The sequence below is a fragment of the Micromonospora sp. NPDC049081 genome (genome assembly GCF_040648835.1).
Classification (GTDB): Bacteria; Actinomycetota; Actinomycetes; order Mycobacteriales; family Micromonosporaceae; genus Micromonospora; species Micromonospora antibiotica.
Window position 1 is genome coordinate 1 of sequence record NZ_JBEZEK010000060.1, and the last position, 2,278, is coordinate 2,278.

Genomic DNA, 2,278 nt, shown 5'->3' on the forward strand with positions numbered 1-2,278 from the left:
ACCACCCCCACCCCCACCGGCCACCAAACCCTCACCATCCACACCCGCACCACCACCACCTGGACCACCCACGCCACCGCCACACTCAGCCCCGAACCGGCACCCGACTCCACGCCCGCGGCGCCCGGCGTCTGGCCGCCGCCGGGGGCGCAGCCCGTCGACCTCTCCGGTCTGTACGCGCGACTGACCGACCACGGCTACGCCTACGGCCCGACCTTCCGTAACCTGCGGGCGCTCTGGCGGCACGGCGACGAGCTGTACGCGGAGGTCAGCCTCCCCGACGGGACCGAGATCGACGGGCACGTCGTACACCCGGCGTTGCTGGACGCGGCGCTGCACGCGCTGATCGCGACGCCGGCCGACCTCGACGGTCCGCTGCGGGTGCCGTTCTCCTGGGGTGGGGTGCGCGCGACCGGCCGCAGCGCCGCCGCCCTGCGGGTGCGGTTGACCCGGCTCTCCGAGCACGCGGTACGGCTGGTCGCCACCGACCTCGACGACGCCGAGGTGATCACCGTGGAGGAGCTGACCACGAGGCCGCTCGCGGTGGACCGGTTGGCCGCCCCGTCGACCCCGGTCACGCCGCTGCGGGTCGAGTGGGTGCCGCAGGAGGCCGATCCGGCCGCCGGGTCGGCCGCCGTGCACGTGGTCGGCGTGGACCCGCTGAAGTTGGCCGACGCGCTCCGCTCGGCCGGCCGCGACGTCGCCGTCCACGCCGACCTGGACGCTCTCGCGGCGGCGATCGACGCCGGCACGGCGGTCGCCGCCGACACCCTGGTGACCTGCGTGACCGACGGTGGCCCGGGGCCGGCGATCGACCGGGCTGCCCCGCGCCCTTCCGACGAGGTCGTCGCCCTCGCCCACGAGGTCGCCGAACGGGCGCTGGGGTTGGCACAGCGGTGGATCGGCGAACCCGCCTTCGGTGACCACCGGCTGGTGACGGTCACCCGGGGGGCGGTCGCCACCCGCACCGGGCCGGAGATCCAGGATCTGCCGGCGTCCACGGTGTGGGGGTTGATCCGGTCGGCGCGCGCCGAGTTCCCCGACCGGTTCGCGCTGCTGGACCTGCCGGGTCCGGCCGATGCGACGTTGTCGTCGGCGTTGGCCGGGCCGGAGCCGGAGGCGGCGGTGCGGGACGACACCACACTGGTCCCCCGGCTGGTCCCGGTCGCCGACTCCCCGGCGGTGCTGCGGCCCCCGACCGGCGGCGGGAACTGGCGGCTGGACGTGACGAGCCGCGGCACGTTGGCGAACCTGGCGCTGGTGCCGTCGCCTGCGGGGGACCGCCCGTTGGCCGCCGGCGAGGTACGGGTCTCGATGCGCGCGGCGGGTCTGAACTTCCGGGACGTCATGATCGCGTTGGGGCTCTACCCGGGCGACGACGCGCAGATCGGTGGCGAGGGCGCCGGCGTCGTGGTCGAGGTCGGCTCCGAGGTCACCGGGCTGGCGGTCGGGGACCGGGTGATGGGGTTGTTCCCCGAGGGCTGTGCCGGCCCGGTGGCGGTCTCCGACCACCGTCATCTGGTGCGGACCCCGGCCCGGCTCAGCGACGTCGAGGCGGCGGTCCTGCCGATCGTCTACCTGACCGCCATGTACGGCCTGACCGACCTGGCCGACCTGCGGGCCGGTCAGCGGCTCCTCCTGCACACCGCCACCGGCGGGGTCGGGATGGCCGCCCTGCACTACGCCCGGCAGCTCGGGGCCACCGTGCACACCACCGCGAGCGCGCCCAAGCAGGCCACCCTGGCGGCCCTCGGGGTCCCCGCCACCCACATCCACGACTCCCGGACGACGGCGTACGGCGAGCGCATCCGCGAGACCGATCCCGCCGGTGTCGACGTCGTGCTGAACACCCTGACCCACGCGCACGTCGACACCAGCCTCGCGCTGCTGGCCGAGGGGGGCACCTTCCTGGAGATCGGCAAGACCGACATCCGCGACCCGCACACCGTCACCACCACCCACCCCCACCTCACCTACCAGCCCTACGACCTCCTCGATGCCGGACCCACCCGCATCCACCAACTCCTCACCACCCTCACCCACCTGCTCACCACCGACGCCCTGCCCGCCCTGCCCGTCACGGGCTGGCACGTGACCAACGCCCCCGACGCCCTGCGGCACCTCAGTCAGGCCAGGCACACCGGCAAGATCGCGCTGGTCGTCCCCGCCCCCAGACCCACCCAGGGCACCATCCTCATCACCGGCGCCACCGGCGCCCTCGCCACCCACACCGCACGACACCTCGCCACCACCCACCCCCACCACCACCTCCTCCTCA

The 2,278-nt window shown here is 74.8% G+C and carries 1 protein-coding gene; it reads left to right on the forward strand.

Annotated elements, in window-relative coordinates; all coding sequences use genetic code 11:
- Window positions 1-2,278 (forward strand): polyketide synthase dehydratase domain-containing protein (locus AB0B63_RS32420; protein WP_357025853.1); only part of this gene is annotated, 2,278 nt, incomplete at both ends.